This window comes from Sedimenticola hydrogenitrophicus (assembly GCF_025175675.1).
Classification (GTDB): Bacteria; Pseudomonadota; Gammaproteobacteria; order Chromatiales; family Chromatiaceae; genus Sedimenticola; species Sedimenticola hydrogenitrophicus.
Genome location: NZ_JANIOA010000009.1, coordinates 40,283 through 58,050, shown reverse-complemented (window position 1 = coordinate 58,050; position 17,768 = coordinate 40,283). Strand labels below are relative to the sequence as shown.

Here is a 17,768-nt window from a genome sequence, read left to right as displayed (position 1 = left end):
GAATGAACGACGCCTATATATACGATGCCATCCGCACCCCGATCGGCCGTTTCGGCGGCGCCCTCTCCGCGGTGCGCGCCGATGATCTCGGGGCGATCCCCTTGAAGGCGCTGATGGAGCGCAACCCCGCGGTCGACTGGTCGCAGGTGGATGACGTGATCTATGGCTGCGCCAACCAGGCGGGCGAGGACAACCGTAACGTGGCGCGCATGGCGGCGCTGCTCGCCGGCCTGCCGGCGGTGGTGCCGGGCACCACGGTCAACCGGCTGTGCGGCTCGGGCATGGACGCGGTGAGCATGGCGGCACGCGCCATCAAGTGCGGCGAGGCGGAGCTGATGATCGCCGGCGGCGTCGAGTCCATGTCCCGCGCCCCGTTTGTCATGCCCAAGGCGGAGAGCGCCTTTTCGCGCCGGGCGGAGATTTATGACACCACCATCGGCTGGCGCTTCATCAACCAGCTGATGCAGCAGCAGTACGGCATCGACTCGATGCCGGAGACGGCCGAGAATGTGGCGGAGCAGTTCGGCGTCAGCAGAGCGGACCAGGACGCCTTCGCCCTCAGGAGCCAGCAGCGCGTCGGCGCGGCCCAGGCCAGCGGGCGCCTGGCCCGGGAGATCGTGCCGGTGACCATACCCCAGCGCAAGGGCGAGGCGCGGGTGGTCGAGCAGGACGAGCACCCCCGCCCCGACACCCGGCTGGAGAAGCTGGCCAGCCTGCCTACCCCGTTCCGCCAGGGTGGCTCGGTGACGGCGGGCAACGCCTCCGGGGTCAATGACGGCGCCTGCGCCCTGCTGCTCGGCTCCAAGACCGCCGGCGAGCGCTTCGGCCTGGTGCCGAAGGCCCGGGTGGTGGCCGCCACGGCGGTCGGCGTGGAGCCGCGCATCATGGGCTTCGGTCCGGCCCCGGCCAGCCGCAAGCTGTTGCGCATGACCGGCCTCTCCATCGAACAGATGGACGTGATCGAACTCAACGAGGCATTCGCCGCCCAGGGGCTGGCGGTACTGCGCGATCTGGGCGTGGCCGATGACGCCGCCCACGTCAATCCCAACGGCGGCGCCATCGCCCTCGGTCACCCCCTGGGCATGAGTGGTGCCCGCCTGGTGACCACCGCCCTGTACCAGCTGCAGCAGACTGGCGGACGCTACGCCCTCTGCACCATGTGCATCGGTGTCGGCCAGGGCATCGCCCTGATCATTGAACGTAGCGAGGAATGACGCAGCGACGGCCGCCAGCGGTATCGGCAAGCAAACGATCCGGGCGGACGCCGTGCGCGCTGAACCACAACCATAAGGGCCGACCAAGAACGATGGGCTGCTTTCGGAACGTCTGGCCACAGGGTAAAGTAGCCTCCCGCACGGTTTCCCCGGAAACAGTATCCCCTGCAACAGAAAGGGCTTGGTCATCCCTCGTCCCGCGTTTAGAATAAGGCTTTTATGTCGACAGAAACAGAACAACAGGCCGAGGCCATCGGCCAGTGGATGGAGCAGCAGGACAAGTTTGCCCGACTGCTGGGCATCAGACTGGAAGCGGTCCGACCCGGCTATGCCCGCGCCTCCCTGACGGTCAGGCCGGATATGCTGAACGCGGTCCGGGTCACCCAGGGCGGCGTCACCTTCACCCTGGCGGATTTTACCTTTGCGGTCGCCTCCAACTCGCACGGCACCACCTCGCTTGCCCTGTCGACCCAGCTCAGCTTTCCCGGATCGAGCCGCGAGGGTGACCGCCTGGTCGCCGAGGCCCGGGAGGAGAGTTCCACCAAACGCACCGGTCTCTATACTGTGGAGGTAAAGACCGGGGATGGCCGACTGGTTGGCCTGTTCAGTGGCACGGTATTCCGCCGCTCGGACAAGGTCGCGGAGTGGATGGAAAATAATTCTGACCCGAAGATTTCATAAATTTGTGCTGAGATTGCGCCGGATATTGTTTTCACAAGGAAATTCCCGACTGTTTTGCCTGGAGCAAAACGGGTCGGCCGAAGGCCGCCCGCAGGGTGTGCGCCAGGGATGGCGCACAACAACGAGCGGCGTATCAGTGACTACGGCCGACTGAGGGTATATTTCTTGTGGAAGCAAGAGACAAGCGAGATCTGTGCAAATTTGTGAAAGATTCGGGCTAACACCGGGGGATAAGCGATGATACTGCATTCCGAGTTCGAGACCATGCCGCGTGAGGAGCTGGAGGCGCTGCAGCTGAAACGCCTGAAGGCCACAGTGGAGCGCTGCTACCACACGGTCAAGTTTTATCGGAATGCGATGGATGACCTGGGGGTCAAACCCGAGCACATCCGCCAGCTCAGCGACGTGCGCCACCTGCCCTACACCAAGAAGGAGCACCTGCGGGAGAACTACCCGTTCGGACTGTTCGCCGTGCCCACCGAACAGGTGGTGCGGGTGCACGCCTCCTCCGGCACCACCGGCAAGCCCACCGTGGTAGGCTACACTAGGCGGGACATCCGCACCTGGGCCCAGCTGGTAGCGCGCTGTCTCGCCGCCGCTGGCCTGCATCCCGGTGACCGGCTGCACAACGCCTACGGCTACGGCCTGTTTACCGGCGGCCTGGGGCTGCACTACGGCGGCGAGGAGCTGGGGGTGATGGTCACCCCGATGTCCGGCGGCCAGACCCAGAAGCAGCTCATGCTGTTGCAGGATTTCGCCCCCACCGCCATCAGCTGCACCCCCTCTTACGCCCTCAACCTGGCCGAGACGGCCGAGGAGATGGGAATCAATATCCGCAAGCTGCCGCTCAAGGTCGGCATCCACGGCGCCGAGCCCTGGACCGAGGAGATGCGTTACGAACTGGAGTCCCGACTCGGCATCGACTGTGTCGACATCTATGGCCTCTCCGAGGTGATGGGCCCCGGGGTCGGCAACGAGTGCATCGAGGCGAAGAGTGGCCTGCACATCTGGGAGGACCATTTCCTGGTGGAGTGCGTGGATGTGAACAACGGCAAGCCGGTGCCCTATGGCGAGGAGGGGGAGATCGTCTTCACCTCCCTGACCAAGGAGGCGTTTCCGGTTATCCGCTACCGCACCCGGGACATCTCGGTACTGAACCCGGCGCCGTGCAAATGCGGCCGCACCCATGTGCGCATGCAGCGTATCACCGGGCGCAGCGACGATATGCTGATCATCCGTGGCGTCAACGTCTATCCGACCCAGGTGGAGGCGGTGCTGATGCAGAGCGAGACGCTCTCGCCCTTCTACCAGATCGAGCTGTTCCGCGAGGGTAGCATGGACAGCATGGTGGTCAACGTCGAGGGCAGCCCGCCACTCATGGAGCAGCCGCAGGAGGCCCGCGACCGCACCGCGGCCAAGGTGGTGCGCGACATCAAGGACTTCATCGGCGTTTCCTGTAAGGTGGTGATCAAGGCGGTGGGCGAGGTACCCCGCTCCGAGGGCAAGGCGGTGCGGGTGATAGATCACCGGAAGAAGTAATCCAACCCCGGGACGGGAGACGCACAGGGGTCGGAGTCAAGCCACGCGAGGCCGGTTGGAAACCGCCGTCTGCGAGTGGGTGGCTTGACCCCGACCCCTTCATACTGTCAGCGGCCAAGTTTGATCGCCGGCCAAGTTAACAGCTTCCTGCGCCTGGCGGGAAGCTTGATTTTAAAGAATCAGAGGTGAACATTGTGAGTGCAGTCCCCCCATTGGCCGGTTCCAACCGGCGCTTCATGTCGGGAAACGAGGCCGTGGCACGCGGCGCCTGGGAGGCCGGCTGCAACCTGGCGGCCGCCTATCCCGGTACCCCGGCGACCGAGATCCTGGAATTCGCCGCCCACTACCCGGAGATGTATACCGAGTGGTCGGTGAACGAGAAGGTCTCCCTGGAGGTGGCCATCGGCGCCTCGCTGGCCGGCAGCCGGGCGCTCTGCGCCATGAAACACGTCGGCCTGAATGTCGCCTCCGACGCCCTGATGAGCCAAACCCTGGCCGGGGTCGGTGCCGGCCTGGTGATCGCGGTGGCCGACGACGTCGGCCTCTCCTCCTCGCAGAACGAACAGGACTCCCGCTTCTGGGGCCGCTTCGCCCATGTGCCGCTGCTGGAGCCGGCCGACGCCCAGGAGGCCTACGAATACACCCAGCGGGCGTTCGAACTCTCCGAGCGCTTCAACACCCCGGTCATCCTGCGCCTCACCACCCGCATCTGCCACGTCAAGGGCGTGGTCAGCTTTGGCGAACGCAGCGAAACGAGCCGGGCGGAGGGCTTCGTCAAGGATCCCGGGCGCTTGATCATGACCCCCAACGTGGCGCGAAAGCGGCTACCGCTGATGTTCGAGCGCGAGGCGGAGATCCAGCGCCACAGCGAGTCCAGCGAACTCAATCAAATCATGGCCGGCAGCGACCGGCGGGTCGGTTTCATCACCTCCGGCCCCACCTACATGCATGTCCGTGAGGCCTATCCCGACGCCCCGCTGATCAAGCTGGGGCTGAGTTACCCGGTCCCCTTCGACAAGATCCGCGAACTGGCCGGCCAGGTGGACCGGCTGGTGGTGGTGGAAGAGGTGGAGCCGCTCCTGGAGACCGAGCTCAAGGCCGTCGGCATCGAACTGCTGGGCAAGGAGATCCTGCCACGCCTCGGCGAACTCTCCCCCAACGTACTGCGCCCGGCCATTGCCAGACTGCTGGGCGAGGCGGTACCCGAGACCGCCGCGCCGGTGAAGGCGCCGATCGAGATCAAACCGCCGGCACCGCGCATCGATCCGGCCACCGGCGCCAATGTGTTCCCGCGCCCGCCCACCATGTGTGTGGCCTGCCCCCACCTGGGCATCTACTACTGCCTGTCGAAGATCCGCAACACCACCATCTCCGGTGACATCGGCTGCTATACCCTGGGTGCCGGGCACCCCTGGAACGCCCTGGATACCACCATCTGCATGGGCGCCTCCATGGGCATCGCCCACGGCCTGGACAAGGGCCGGGTCGAGGCGGACAGGGACAAGAAGATCATCGCCGTGATCGGCGACTCCACCTTCATGCACATGGGCATGCAGGGGCTGCTCGACATCACCTACAACAAGGGCAACGTCACCATCCTGCTGCTGGACAACCGCGCGGTCGGTATGACCGGCGGCCAGGACAACCCGGCCAGCGGCCGCGATATCCACGGCAACGAGGCGATGAAGGTGGATTTCCGCAAGCTGTGCGAGGCATTGGGAGTGAAACCGGAGCGTATCCACGAGGTGAATCCCTACGAGCTGCCGACCCTGTTCACCGCGCTGCGCAACGAGGTGAAGATCCCCGAGCCCTCGGTGATCATCACCAACCAGCCCTGCGTGCTGATCGACTACTACGGCGCCCAGCCGGCGCTGACGGTGGATGACGACAAGTGTACCGGCTGTGGCAACTGCCTGGATATCGGCTGTCCGGCGATCCTGGTGACGCGACGCGAGACGGTGGTCAAGCCGAACGGCAGCGAGAAGGAGCTGGCCTTCGTCAAGATCGAGAGCGGCGCCTGCACCGGCTGCAATCTCTGTCCCAAGACCTGCGGTCCGGATGCCATCCTGCCGCTGGCCGATTACATCCGCCAGTGATCCCGACGCAACCGAAGAATCAACCCATCCGAACCGAGAATCCATTGTGAGCGAAAACAAAATCACCAATATCCTGGTCGCCGGCATCGGCGGCCAGGGCGTCATGACCGCCGCCGAGATCCTCTCCCAGACCGCCCTCTCCCAGGGCTTCGATGTGAAGAAGACCGAGGTGGCGGGCATGGCCCAGCGCGGCGGCGTGGTCACCTCCCATGTGCGTTTCGGCACCCGGGTGCTGTCACCCGCCATCCCCCCGGGCGAGGCGGATATCCTGGTGGGCTTCGAACCGGCCGAGGCGCTGCGCTGGATCAGTCACCTGCGCCCCTGCGGCGTGGCCATGATCAATACCACCCGCCAGGAACCGCCGGTGGTGAGTCTCGGCCTGTACGACTATCCGCAGGATCCAATTAGCGAGATCGCCGCCACCGGGGTCGAATACCACGCCTTCGACGCCGGCGCCATTGCCCGCGAGCTGGGCAACTTCAAGCTGGTCAACACGGTGATGCTGGGGGCCATCTCGGAACTGCTGCCGTTCCCCGCCGAGGCGCTGAAGAACGAGATCCTGGACCGTTTTCGCGGCCGCAAGCCCACCCTCGTGGAGATCAACGAAAAGGCCTTCGAGCTGGGCCGCCAGGCCAGCCTGTAGGGGCAGGCCCCCGTGCCTACCCGGCTCCTGACAATCCGGTTTGGCACGGCGGCCCCACGCCCTCCCCAAGCCGGCCGATTTCCGCTATGCTGCCTGTTGTACTGAACCGGTCGCGACCCATCCGCACCCATCCGCACCACCTGAACCCCGAGTCACATAGATGAATCAATGGCACCCCACATCCTGGCAGGCAAAGCCCGCCAAACAGCAGGCCAACTACCCCTCGCAGGAGGCGCTCGACGCCACCCTGGAACAGCTCTCCCTGCTGCCGCCGCTGGTCACCTCCTGGGAGATCGAGGCGCTGAAGGGCCAGTTGGCCGCCGCCGCCCGCGGCGAGGCGTTCCTGCTGCAGGGCGGCGACTGCGCGGAGAACTTCGGTGACTGCAATGCGCAGATGATCACCAACAAGCTGAAGATCCTGCTGCAGATGAGCCTGTTGCTGATCCATGGGTTGAACAAGCCAGTGATCCGGGTCGGCCGCATCGCCGGGCAGTATGCCAAGCCGCGCTCCGCCGACACCGAGACCATCGACGGGGTGACCCTGCCCAGCTATCGGGGCGACCTGATCAACGGGCCCGAATTCACCCCGGAGGCGCGCATCCCCGACCCGGTGCGACTGCTGCGTGGCTATGGCCGCGCCGCCATGACCCTGAACTTTATCCGCGCCCTGTCGGATTGCGGTTTCGCCGATCTGCACCACCCGGAGAACTGGGACCTGGATTTCGTCGGTCACTCGCCACTGGCGGACGAGTACCACCAGGTGGTGGCGGAGCTCTCCCATTCGCTGAAATTCATGGAGACCCTGGGCAGCGGCCGCGACAGCGACCTGAGCCGGGTGCAGTTCTTTACCAGCCATGAGGGGCTGCACCTGCACTACGAGCAGTCCCTGACCCGCCCGGTGCCCAATCGTCCCGGCTACTACAACCTGACCACCCACCTGCCGTGGATCGGCTTCCGTACCGCCGCCACCACCGATGCCCACATCGAGTACTTCAGCGGCATCCGCAATCCGGTCGGCGTCAAGGTGGGCCCGGGTATGTCGGCGCAGTGGATCGGCGAGCTGACGGAACGCCTGAACCCGGACAACGAGGAGGGCAAGCTGCTGTTTATCCACCGCTTCGGCGCCGACAAGATCGGCGACGGCCTGCCCGGGCTGATCGAGGCGGTCAAGCGCACCGGGCGCCGGGTGCTCTGGGTCAGCGACCCGATGCACGGCAACACCGAGTCGACCCGGAGCGGCTACAAGACGCGCCGCTTCGACAATATCCTCGCCGAACTGGAACAGGCCATCGACATCCACCGCAGCGCGGGCAGCATCCTCGGCGGCGTCCACTTCGAGCTGACCGGCGACGACGTCACCGAGTGCATCGGCGGCGCCCGTGGCCTGGACGAGGCGGGCCTGAAACGGGCCTACAAGACCCAGGTGGACCCGCGCCTCAACTACGAGCAGGCGCTGGAGATGGCCCTGGCCATCACCCGCAAGCTGGGGCGGACGTAGGGTGCCGGTTAGCTTGCGAACCGCACCAGCCGCCACAGGAAACGGCGCAAACGCCTTGATGCGGTTCGTTTCACTCACCACATCCTACGATCCATTTCCTCGTTCCCACGTTCCGCGTGGGAATGCATACCACGGCAATGGTGGATGCGCTTATCGGCTTAGGCACTCTACGAAGAATATTCGGATACAGGGTGGATAAGCGCCAGCGCATACACCATTTGAATGGCCGCTCCCGCACATCCCTGGCCTCCGCGGCATAACTCCATCCCTGAACAAAAAAAACGGCCGCGTTGCGAATTCGCAATGCGGCCGGTTGCCGTTCTGTGATCAAATCTGTCCCATGGTCAGGGTGATGGGCCGAAGGCAGTATCGAAGTAGTGCGATCACCTGGACCGACTCCTCCTTTTGGATTTAGGCCGCAATCTCCTTGCGGCCTCTTTTTTTATCCGCCTGGCCTCACCAACGTCTCAGCCCGATTGTTTTATAAATCTCTCGCAGAGACGCAAAGAACGCAAAGTAAACACGGACTGATATCTATACATCGCGTAACTACTCACGCGGTCTTTAAGTGATTGGCCTGCCTTGTTGGCCGATCTTGATGGCGCCTCGAATCCGGCCCCTTTTTCAGATTCAAGCCTGCCCTTGTTTGAGCGAAGCGAGTTTGGGCAGGCGCTGAAAATGGGGCCGGATTCGAGGAAAAAAGCCATCGTGTGAGGCCGGCAAGGCAGGCCAATCACCCCGCGAGGAGTCACTCTGCGAGAATAATTCGGCTTAGGTCTTGATGCGGGCCGGCAGCACGTTTTTCAGTTTCTCCGCCATGCCGAGCAGCAGTTTCTCGTTGGTCTCCCAGTCGATACAGGCATCGGTCACCGAGACGCCGTATTTGAGCTGACTCAGATCGGCCGGGATGGACTGGTTGCCGAACTCCAGGTTGCTCTCCAGCATCAGGCCGGTGATCGACTGGTTGCCCTCGATGATCTGGTTGACCACGTTCTCCGCCACCAGCGGCTGCAGTTCCGGCTTCTTGCTGGAGTTGCCGTGACTGCAGTCGATCATGATGTTCCCGGGTAGCCCGGCCTTGCGCAGGGCCTCCTCGCACAGGGCCACGTTGACCGAGTCGTAATTGGGTCCGCTGTTGCCGCCGCGCAGGATCACGTGGCCGCACACATTGCCCTTGGTCTGGATCACCGTCACCTGGCCCTTCTGGTTGATGCCGAGGAAACTGTGCGGATTGGCTACCGACTCCAGGGCGTTGATGGCCACCGCCAACCCGCCGTCGGTGCCGTTCTTGAAGCCCACCGGCATGGAGAGGCCGGAGGCCATTTCGCGGTGGGTCTGGGACTCGGTGGTGCGCGCGCCGATCGCCGCCCAGGCGAACAGGTCTCCCAGGTACTGGGGATTGAACGGGTCCAGCGCCTCGGTGGCCACCGGCAGACCCAGCTCGGCCAGCCACACCAGCAGCTCGCGCGCCTTGTGCAGCCCCTCTTCGATATGGAAGCTGTCATCCATGCGCGGATCGTTGATCAGCCCCTTCCAGCCGACCGTGGTACGGGGCTTCTCGAAATAGATGCGCATGACGATATAGAGGGTCTCCCCCAACTGATCATGCAGCTGCTTCAGGCGCAGGGCATACTCCTTGGCCGCCGCCACATCGTGGATGGAGCAGGGGCCGGTCACCACCAGCAACCGCGGGTCCTCCTTGTTGAGGATCCGCTTGATGGTCTGCCTCGCCTCGATGACATGGCGCTCCCCCTCGGCCGTCAGGGGCAGATGGCGCTTCAGATCCACCGGAGAGATCAGCACCCGCTCGGCGAGCAGGTTGGTATTGGTCAGGCTGTCTTGGAACATTGTGGTGCTCGATTGTACAAAAAAGGTCCTGAAGAATAGGAGATTCGCCGCGCTTTTGCCACCTCTGGCCGGGACAATCTGCTGCAAGTGCAGCAGAAAGTATCAAATAGGAACTATAGTATCAGCTTCGGCCGCATAATCGCCCTTGCACCGGCACTATATGACCGTCCTGGATAGCCAACCGGCGCCGGACCCGCTTCAGCGCTCCATCACATCCACCACCCGGCCACCGGTGATCCGTTTCAGCTGTTCAAAGGTGACCGGCACCCCGGAGGCATCGTTACCCGCCGCCGGATAGATCAGGGGATACTCGGCCAGCCCGATATCCAGCAGGGTCTCCACCCCCTCGACGCCGAACGGGCAGACCCCGCCGGGACGGAATCCGGTGACCGTCTCGGTCTCGTCGCCGCGCGCCATGCGCACCTTGGTTCCGGTCTCGCTCTTCATCTTTTTGCTGCAGACCCGCAGGTCGCCCGGGCAGACCACCAGGTAGAAGCTGCCGTTCTTGCCCTTGAACAGCATGGATTTGGCGATCTGCCCCACCGCCACGCCGATGCGCGCCGCGGCCAATTCCGAAGTGGGGGTGCTGCCGGGCTCGAACTCCAGCGCGCTGAGGCCGTGATTGTTCAATATCTCTTTGACATGCTCGGGTATCATTGCCGGTCCGTCTGTTCCTGTTGTCGTTGTACAAATGCGATCAGCTCGGGGAAGAAGCGACGGAAATCCTCTGCCAGTTCGGGATAGTGCCTACGCACCTCCACCAGCGCCCCGCCCAGCTCGTTGGGCTGGCGCAGGCGGGTCGCCATCCGTTCGAATACCAGGCCGACCACCTCCAGTTCCCGGTAGGAGCCGAGCCAGTCCTCGCGCCGCATGCGCGGCACCAGGGCATGCAGGCGCGCCGGCAGCTGCTCGCGGCGCTGCTCCAGCAGCCGGTAGACGTCGCGGATAAACTCGTCCCGGTCGCGCCGGGTGAATTCCGCCCAGTAGCGGCTGAGGAAGTGATCGAACAGTATATCAAGGATGATGCCGCTGTAGCGCCGGTAGGGGGCGGCGATACGCCGCCGGGCGCGGATCACCCGCGGGTGGTCGTCGGTGAAGCGGTCCACCTGGCGGTGCAGGACGATGCCCCGCATCACCCCCGGCGACCAGTCCCGGGCCAGGGTCTCCAGGCGCCCACGGGTGAAATCGGCTATCAGGCTGCCGAGCAGCAGTTCAGGATCGTCGGGGGAGAGGAACAGGTGGGCGAGGTAATTCACTGTGGCATCTCGATTCGAGGGTAGAGCGCGCGGAATTCTCGCTCAACAATCCGTGGGCAGACGCAGGAATTCGCTGACCGCGCCGGCGCTGGGATCGGCGAGGTACGGGATCACGCCGAGACAGGGGGCATCAATCCACTGCTGCAGGGTGGCGATGTTGGCCTCGCGCTCGCACATCGCCGGGTCCACCTGGTTGCCGATCCAGCCGGCCAGCGGCAACCCGCGGGCGCGGATCGCCTCGGCGCTCAGCAGGGCGTGATTGATACAGCCCAGCCGCAGCCCCACCACCAGGATCACCGGCAGGCCCAGCGAGACGGCCAGGTCGGCCAGGGTGCGGTCCGCGCCCAGTGGCACCCGCCAGCCGCCGACCCCCTCCACCAGCACCCGGTCCGCCGCCGCGGCCAGTTGCTCAAAACAGCCCTTTATGCGGGCAAAATCGATTTCGCACGCCGCCTGTGCGGCGGCCAGATGGGGGGCGATGGGCGGGTGGAAGCAGTAGGGGTTGACCCGCTCGTAAGCGACCGGCCGTGAGGCCTGGGCCTGCAGCCGCAGGGCATCGTCGTTGCGCAGGCCGTCCGCCGTCTGCACGGCGCCGGCGGCCACCGGCTTCATCCCCAGCACCTGGTGCCCCCGGGCTTGCAACAGCCGCATCAGCCCCAGGGTCACCCGGGTCTTGCCGCAATCGGTATCGGTACCGGTGATGAAATAACCGTTGCGCATACCGACTCAACCGCCCCGGCCGGCCCGGTTCAGGTCGCTGCCGATCTGATCCAGGGAGATCGACGGGGCGTTGGAGCGGTGCCCCGCCTCGGGCGCCCAGGCGTGGCCGTAGACCACCTCGTAGCTGGCCGGCAGCAGGCCGTCCTGGGCGCGGCGGAACTTCTCATAGGCGGCCTGCATCGCCTGCAGCCGCCCCTTGCCGGTGAGGCCGCGGCGGCGGTCGCTGTTGACATTGTGGGCGCCGAGGATCTTCAGCTCCCGCATCAGCCCGCCGACCCGGTCATAGGTCAGGGTCAGGCGGTCCACGTCCATCACCGGGTCCGCAAGCCCGGCGCGCATCAGGGCATCCCCGACGTCGTGCATATCGATAAAGGTGCTGACGTGAGAGCCGTTGTCGACGGCGGCCCAGGCGGCACGCAGCTCCCGCAGGGTGTCCGGGCCGAAGGTGGTGAACATCAACAGCCCCCCCGGCCGCAGCACCCGGCGGAACTCGCCGAAGGCGCTGTCCAGGTCGTTGCTCCATTGCAGGGCGGCGTTGGAGTAGATCAGATCCACGCTGTGGTCAGCCAGCGGCAGCTGTTCCAGGTCGCCGCAGATGCAGCGCGGTTTGCGCAGCCAGCCGCCCCGCTTGCGCGCCTGCTGCAGCATCGGCAGTGCGAAATCGAGCGCTACCACGCGGGCCTTGCGGTAGCGCGCCGCCAGGGCGGCGGTAGCCACCCCGGTGCCGGCACCGATATCCAGGATCACCCGCGGCTGCAGGCGCACCAGTTCCAGCCGGTCGAGCATGCGTTGGCCGATCTCCCGCTGCAGCACCGCTACCTGGTCGTAGTGATCGGCGGCACGGGAGAAGGCGCGGCGCGCCTGCCCCTTGTCGATACGGTTGTTGATACGGTGCTGTCGGTCAGGCATGGTCCGATCCCAGAAAGTGGTTCAGGGCCCGCAGACACTGCCGCGGGTGGGAGAGAAACGGGGCATGGGCGCAGCCCTGCAGAATCAGGATCTCGGCAGCCGGCATCAGCCGCTCCAGCTCGTCACCAAGATCGGCCGGGACCAGGGTGTCGCGCTCGCCGAGCAGCCACAGGGTGGGGCAGCGGAGATCCCCCAGACCGGGCCGCAGATCCACCGTGCGCAGCAGCTCCAGACCGTGCTCCAGGGCCAGCGGGTCGGCCTCGGGGCGCTGGGCGATATCCTGGCGCAGCAGGCGCAGGGTCTCGCGGGCCGCCTCGTCTCCCTGCACCTGCAGGGAGAGGAAGCGCTCCAGGGTCTGGTGATGATCCCGGCGCAACGCCCGGGCGAACTGGGTCAGGGTGGCCGGCGCCATGGCGTGCGGCCAACCCTCCCCCATCACAAAGCGCGGGCTGGCGGTGACCAGCACCAGTGCGCTGACCCGCCGTGGTGCCCGCAGGGCCGCGCGCAGGGCCAGCTGGCCACCCAGAGACCAGCCGATCCAGACCGCGCGGGCCGGGGCCGCCCCCAGGCAGGCATCGACCCAGTCATCCAGACCGGCACAGTGGGGATCGTAGGCGCTCGCCCCGTGGCCCGGCAGTTCGACCAGGGTGATGCGATAATCCCGGGAGAGGGCATCCACCACCGGCGACCAGACCGCCGCGTTCATACCCCAGCCGTGCAGCAGCACCAGGTCCGGCCCGTTGCCGCTGGTCTCGGTATGGAGTCTCACGCCCGCTCCTCCCGGTCCAGCCGCCCCAGCGCCTCCAGCAGCCGATCCAGCTGATCGGTGCTGTGGCTGGCGGAGAGGGTCACACGCAGGCGCGCGCTCCCCTGCGGCACGGTGGGCGGACGGATGGCGGTCACCAGCATGCCTTGCGCTTGCAGCGCCCGGCTCCAGCCCAGCGCGTGCTCGGCGCTGCCCGCCAGGATCGGCTGGATGGCCGTTTCCGAGGGCATCAGGTCGAGCCCCAGTTGAGCGGCCCCCTCACGGAACCGGCCGATCAGCTGCCGCAGCTGCTCGCGCCGCCCCCCCTCCTCCTGCACCAGGCGCAGGCTGGCCCGGGTCGCCTCGGCCACGGCCGGCGGCAGGGCGGTGGTATAGATATAGCTGCGCGACTGCTGGATCAGGGTCTCGATCAGCGCCTCGGAGCCGGCGACAAAGGCGCCGAAGGTGCCGAACGCCTTGCCCAGGGTGCCCATCAGGATCGGCACCGCCTGGTCGTCCAGGCCGAAATGGTCCACGCTGCCGCGGCCATCACGCCCCAGCACGCCGAGGCCGTGGGCGTCGTCCACCAGCAGCCAGGCCTCCTGCTCCCGGCACAGCTCGGCCAGTTCCGGCAGCGGCGCCAGATCACCGTCCATGCTGAACACCCCGTCTACCGCCACCAGGGCGTCGCCGCCGCTCTGGCAGGCCATGCGCCCGGCCAGGGCGGCCAGGTCATTGTGCGGATAGCGTTTCAGTTCGGCCCGGCTGAGCAGCCCGCCATCGATCAGCGAGGCGTGGTTCAGGCGGTCCTGGTAGACGCTGTCGCCGCGCCCCAGCAGGGCGGTGATCACCCCCTGGTTGGCCATGTAGCCGGTAGAGTAGAGCAGCGCACGGGGGCGGCCGGTGAAGGCTGCCAGCTCCTCCTCCAGCGCATGATGGGCGGCGCTGTGCCCCGCCACCAGGTGGGCCGAACCGCTGCCGGCACCGTACCGTTCGGCGCCACGCTGCATCGCCCGAACCACCTCAGGATGGTTGGCAAGCCCCAGGTAGTCGTTGCTGCAGAAGCTGAGCAACGCCTCCCCGTCCACCTGCAGCAGCGGTCCCTGGGCGTTGCCCAGCACCCGGCGGTGGCGGTAGAGGTGGGCGGCCCGGCGGCGCTCCAGTTCCGGTTGCAGTGGTCTCATGGGTTGAGGGTGCCTCGATGGGTGACCCGGCGGGCGGCCGACGGCCGGACGCCGGGTCGATTCCGCGATCAGGAGAATTCGGCCGCCAGGCGGACCTTGCGCTTGTTGTCGCACTCCTTCTCGGTGGCTTGCAGCTCCCGGGTCTCTTCGAAATGGAGCCCCAGGCGCTCAAACAACCTGCGGTCGGCGTCGGCGTCCGGGTTATCGGTGGTCAGCAGCCGCTCGCCATAGAACATGGAGTTGGCGCCGGCCACGAAGCAGAGGGCCTGCATCTCGTCGCTCATCTCGGTGCGGCCGGCCGACAGGCGCACGTAGGACTCCGGCATCAGGATACGGGTCACCGCAATGGTACGGATGAATTCGAACGGGTCCAGGGCGGCGGTGCCGTACAGCGGCGTGCCCTCCACCTGCACCAGCATGTTGATCGGCACCGACTCCGGATGTTTCGGCAGATTGGCCAGTTCGCGCAGCATGGAGGCGCGGTCGCGGCGTGACTCGCCCATGCCGAGGATGCCGCCGCTGCAGACATTGATGCCCCGGTCGCGCACCCGCGCCAGGGTGTCCAACCGGTCCTGGTAGGTGCGGGTGGTCACCACGTTGCCGTAGAACTCCGGCGAGGTGTCCAGGTTGTGGTTGTAGTAGTCGAGCCCGGCCTCCTTGAGGCTCTGGGCCTGGGACTCGGTCAGCATGCCCAGGGTGACGCAGGTCTCCATGCCCATGTCATGCACGGCGCGGATCATCTCCACCACCCGTTCCAGGTTCTTGTCCGTGGGGTTGCGCCAGGCGGCGCCCATGCAGAAGCGGGTCGCCCCCTTCTCCCTGGCCTCCCGGGCGGCGCGTTTCACCTCGTCCAGCGGCAGCAGCTTCTCCTTTTCCAAGTCGGTGGCATGCCTGGCGCTCTGGGAACAGTAGCCGCAATCCTCGGAACAGGCGCCGGTCTTGACGCTCAGCAGGGTGCTCACCTGCACCTTGTTGGGATCGAAGCGCTGACGATGGACAGACTGGGCCTGAAACAGCAGATCATTGAACGGCAGATTCAGCAGCGCCTCGATCTCATCCAGGCTCCAGTCGTGTCGTGGCGTCGTATTATTCATGTCGGGTGTTGCCTCTGGCTCTGTCGGTCATGACGGGGATGGTGGATAATGTACGGCGGACAGTGGGCGTCACACCAGCCCGCTATGATACCCGAGCGGGCGTACTCGTCAACCGGAATGGATTCCAGTGGTTTACAGCTGTATAAATAATATACTTTCGCTACTCTATCCGGATCACTGCCGACTGTGCGACGCACCCGCCCGCGCCGGCCTCTGCGCGGGTTGCCGGGAAGAGCTGCCGTACAACGCTCAAGGCTGCCGACGCTGCGGCCTGCCCCTGACCTTGGGCAGGGAGCTGGTCTGCGGCCACTGCCTGCAGCACCCGCCCGCGGTCGACCGCAGCCTGATCCCCTTCCTCTACGCCGCACCGATCGACCGCTTGATTGGGCAGTTTAAATTTTCCGGCCGACTGGCCCAGGGTCGGCTGCTGAGCCGGCTGCTGGGGGACCACCTGGAGCGGCAAGCCACGCTGCCCGAACTGCTGATACCGGTGCCGCTGCATCCCAGCCGGCTGCGCCAGCGCGGCTACAACCAGGCCCTGGAGCTGGCCAGGCCACTCGGGCGTCGCTTCGCCATTCCACTGGATCACCAGAGCTGCAGCAGGATCCGCCACACCCGGCCACAGCACGCCCTGAACAAGCATCAGCGCCGCCAGAATATCCGCGGTGCCTTCCAGGTCAGCCAACCGATAACGGCCCGCCATGTCGCCCTGGTGGACGACGTGGTCACCACCAGCAACACGGTAAACGAGCTGGCACGGCAGCTGAAACGGGCCGGGGTCGCCCGGGTGGATGTCTGGGCCGTGGCGCGCACCCCCTGAGAGCCTGTGAAAAAAACCGGCCGACTGCCGGCAACACAGATCCGTTGCCGTACATCATGTGAAGTGCGCGATGGCACCCTATAATTAAAATCGGTGTAACCGAAATCTCTGACCCAAATCTGTGATTCGATATCCGACACGAGGAGACATGCCATGCTTGGGGAAACACACGATATCCTCCACGAGTTTCCCAACCTGGAGGAGACCATCAGGAACCTGCACCACAACGATCCTGAATTTGCCGGCCTGATGGAACGCCACGACAGCCTGGACAGCGAGATCCGCCAGCTGGAAGTGCTCAACCAGCCGATCGATGATTTCAACATGGAAGAGATGAAAAAGAACCGGGCGCTGTTGAAAGACCAGATCTACCAATACCTGCGCGACAATCAATAGCTGGACCAGGGCGTTTCGAACTGGCGGCAAACCCAATAGGGGGTCGGAGTCAGGCCGGGCCAACCATCGCGGTCTGAAACAGACCGGTAGGATGGCCTGACTCCGACCCCTTGTCATGCAACCCTTAGGACCCACACCGGCTGGCCGAATGGATCTTCACCCCGATAAGCAGGTAGAATCGGCTCCCGCATTGTCACCACAAACATTGTCACCACAAACCAAGAATGAGTCCTATGCCACAACTGAAACTCGGTATCCCCAAGGGTAGCCTGGAGAGCGCCACCCTCTCCCTGTTCAAGCAGGCCGGCTGGAACATCACGCCCCGGTCACGCAACTACTTTCCCTCAATCGACGACGCCGATATCAGCTGCGCCCTGGTGCGCTCCCAGGAGATGGCCCCCTATGTAGCCAACGGCACCCTCGACCTGGGCCTCACCGGACACGACTGGATTCTCGAAACCGAATCGGAAAACGAGGTGGTGGAGATCAGCGAACTGGTCTACTCCAAGAGTTCCGATCAGCCCTGTCGCTGGGTGCTGGTGGTACCCAAGGAGTCACCGATCCAGTCCATCGAGGATCTGCAGGGCAAGAAGATCTCCACCGAACTGGTCTCCTTCACCAAGCGCTACCTGGCGCAGCGGGGCATCGACGCCCAGGTGGAGTTCTCCTGGGGCGCCACCGAGGCCAAGGTGGTGGAAGGCCTGGTGGATGCGGTGGTGGAGATCACCGAGACCGGCAGCACCATCCGCGCCCACGGCCTGCGCATCGTCTGTGACATCCTGCTCACCGAGACTCGGCTGATCGCCAACAAACAGGCGATGCAGGACCCCTGGAAGCGGGCCAAGATCGAACAGATCGCCACCCTGTTGCGGGCCGCGCTGACCGCCCGCCAGAAGGTGGCGCTGAAGATGAACGTACCGGCGGACCAGCTGGAACTGGTGGTCGGCATGCTGCCCAGCCTGCACGCCCCGACCGTCAGCCATCTCTACGATCAGGAGTGGCTGGCGGTGGAGACGGTGGTCGACAGCGGCACGGTGCGCGACCTGATCCCGCGCCTGAAGGCGGCGGGCGCTGAAGGGATCCTGGAGTACGAGCTGCGCAAGATGATCTGATACGGGTATCTTC

The 17,768-nt window shown here is 65.3% G+C and carries 17 protein-coding genes; 9 read left to right on the top strand and 8 right to left on the bottom strand.

Going from position 1 to position 17,768, the window contains the following annotated elements; all coding sequences use genetic code 11:
- Positions 1-2: 2 nt before the first annotated feature.
- The 6 genes from pcaF to NPX02_RS06970 all read left to right on the top strand — a co-directional run bounded on the left by pcaF (position 3) and on the right by NPX02_RS06970 (position 7,671).
- On the top strand, positions 3-1,214 hold the full coding sequence (gene pcaF / locus NPX02_RS06995; RefSeq protein ID WP_260292750.1) for a 3-oxoadipyl-CoA thiolase: 1,212 nt from the start codon (positions 3-5) through the stop codon (positions 1,212-1,214).
- 219 nt (positions 1,215-1,433) lie between these two features.
- On the top strand, positions 1,434-1,895 hold the full coding sequence (locus tag NPX02_RS06990) for a hotdog fold thioesterase (protein ID WP_260292749.1): 462 nt from the start codon (positions 1,434-1,436) through the stop codon (positions 1,893-1,895).
- Positions 1,896-2,132: 237 nt separating this feature from the next.
- Positions 2,133-3,434, top strand: a complete 1,302-nt coding sequence (locus NPX02_RS06985) for a phenylacetate--CoA ligase family protein (RefSeq protein ID WP_260292748.1) — start codon at positions 2,133-2,135, stop codon at positions 3,432-3,434.
- Positions 3,435-3,628: 194 nt separating this feature from the next.
- Positions 3,629-5,530, top strand: coding sequence for a thiamine pyrophosphate-dependent enzyme (locus NPX02_RS06980; RefSeq protein WP_335342525.1), 1,902 nt, complete (start codon positions 3,629-3,631; stop codon positions 5,528-5,530).
- Positions 5,531-5,576: 46 nt separating this feature from the next.
- Complete coding sequence (locus tag NPX02_RS06975; protein ID WP_335342524.1) at positions 5,577-6,173, top strand: indolepyruvate oxidoreductase subunit beta; 597 nt, start codon at positions 5,577-5,579, stop codon at positions 6,171-6,173.
- A gap of 160 nt (positions 6,174-6,333) precedes the next feature.
- Positions 6,334-7,671 (top strand): class II 3-deoxy-7-phosphoheptulonate synthase, encoded by a 1,338-nt coding sequence (locus NPX02_RS06970; RefSeq protein ID WP_260292746.1) that lies wholly within the window; start codon positions 6,334-6,336, stop codon positions 7,669-7,671.
- A gap of 771 nt (positions 7,672-8,442) precedes the next feature.
- On the opposite strand, the gene NPX02_RS06965 is transcribed toward NPX02_RS06970, so the two are convergent.
- The 8 genes from NPX02_RS06965 to bioB all read right to left on the bottom strand — a co-directional run bounded on the left by NPX02_RS06965 (position 8,443) and on the right by bioB (position 15,427).
- Positions 8,443-9,519: a 3-deoxy-7-phosphoheptulonate synthase gene (locus tag NPX02_RS06965; protein ID WP_260292745.1), complete on the bottom strand. Its 1,077-nt coding sequence runs from the start codon at positions 9,517-9,519 to the stop codon at positions 8,443-8,445.
- 198 nt (positions 9,520-9,717) lie between these two features.
- A complete protein-coding gene (locus NPX02_RS06960) occupies positions 9,718-10,176 on the bottom strand; it encodes a YbaK/EbsC family protein (protein ID WP_260292744.1) in 459 nt (152 codons plus the stop codon).
- Positions 10,173-10,775 (bottom strand): acyl carrier protein phosphodiesterase, encoded by a 603-nt coding sequence (locus NPX02_RS06955; protein ID WP_260292743.1) that lies wholly within the window; start codon positions 10,773-10,775, stop codon positions 10,173-10,175. Before NPX02_RS06955 ends, NPX02_RS06960 begins: the two co-directional genes overlap by 4 nt.
- 42 nt (positions 10,776-10,817) lie before the next feature.
- Complete coding sequence (gene bioD, locus NPX02_RS06950; protein ID WP_260292742.1) at positions 10,818-11,495, bottom strand: dethiobiotin synthase; 678 nt, start codon at positions 11,493-11,495, stop codon at positions 10,818-10,820.
- A gap of 6 nt (positions 11,496-11,501) precedes the next feature.
- Positions 11,502-12,404 (bottom strand): malonyl-ACP O-methyltransferase BioC, encoded by a 903-nt coding sequence (bioC, locus tag NPX02_RS06945; protein ID WP_260292741.1) that lies wholly within the window; start codon positions 12,402-12,404, stop codon positions 11,502-11,504.
- Positions 12,397-13,173, bottom strand: a complete 777-nt coding sequence (gene bioH / locus NPX02_RS06940) for a pimeloyl-ACP methyl ester esterase BioH (protein ID WP_260292740.1) — start codon at positions 13,171-13,173, stop codon at positions 12,397-12,399. Before bioH ends, bioC begins: the two co-directional genes overlap by 8 nt.
- Complete coding sequence (gene bioF / locus NPX02_RS06935) at positions 13,170-14,333, bottom strand: 8-amino-7-oxononanoate synthase (RefSeq protein ID WP_260292739.1); 1,164 nt, start codon at positions 14,331-14,333, stop codon at positions 13,170-13,172. The genes bioH and bioF overlap by 4 nt, the downstream gene beginning before the upstream one ends.
- Before the next feature lie 68 nt (positions 14,334-14,401).
- Positions 14,402-15,427, bottom strand: coding sequence for a biotin synthase BioB (gene bioB, locus NPX02_RS06930; protein WP_260292737.1), 1,026 nt, complete (start codon positions 15,425-15,427; stop codon positions 14,402-14,404).
- Positions 15,428-15,554: 127 nt separating this feature from the next.
- Between bioB and NPX02_RS06925 the strand changes: the two genes are divergently transcribed.
- The 3 genes from NPX02_RS06925 to hisG all read left to right on the top strand — a co-directional run bounded on the left by NPX02_RS06925 (position 15,555) and on the right by hisG (position 17,755).
- Positions 15,555-16,247 (top strand): ComF family protein, encoded by a 693-nt coding sequence (locus NPX02_RS06925; protein WP_260292735.1) that lies wholly within the window; start codon positions 15,555-15,557, stop codon positions 16,245-16,247.
- Positions 16,248-16,400: 153 nt separating this feature from the next.
- Complete coding sequence (locus NPX02_RS06920) at positions 16,401-16,643, top strand: YdcH family protein (protein ID WP_260292734.1); 243 nt, start codon at positions 16,401-16,403, stop codon at positions 16,641-16,643.
- Positions 16,644-16,876: 233 nt separating this feature from the next.
- Positions 16,877-17,755 carry an ATP phosphoribosyltransferase gene (hisG, locus tag NPX02_RS06915; protein ID WP_260292733.1) on the top strand — a complete coding sequence of 293 codons (879 nt, stop codon included), beginning with the start codon at positions 16,877-16,879 and terminating at the stop codon, positions 17,753-17,755.
- Positions 17,756-17,768: the final 13 nt, after the last annotated feature.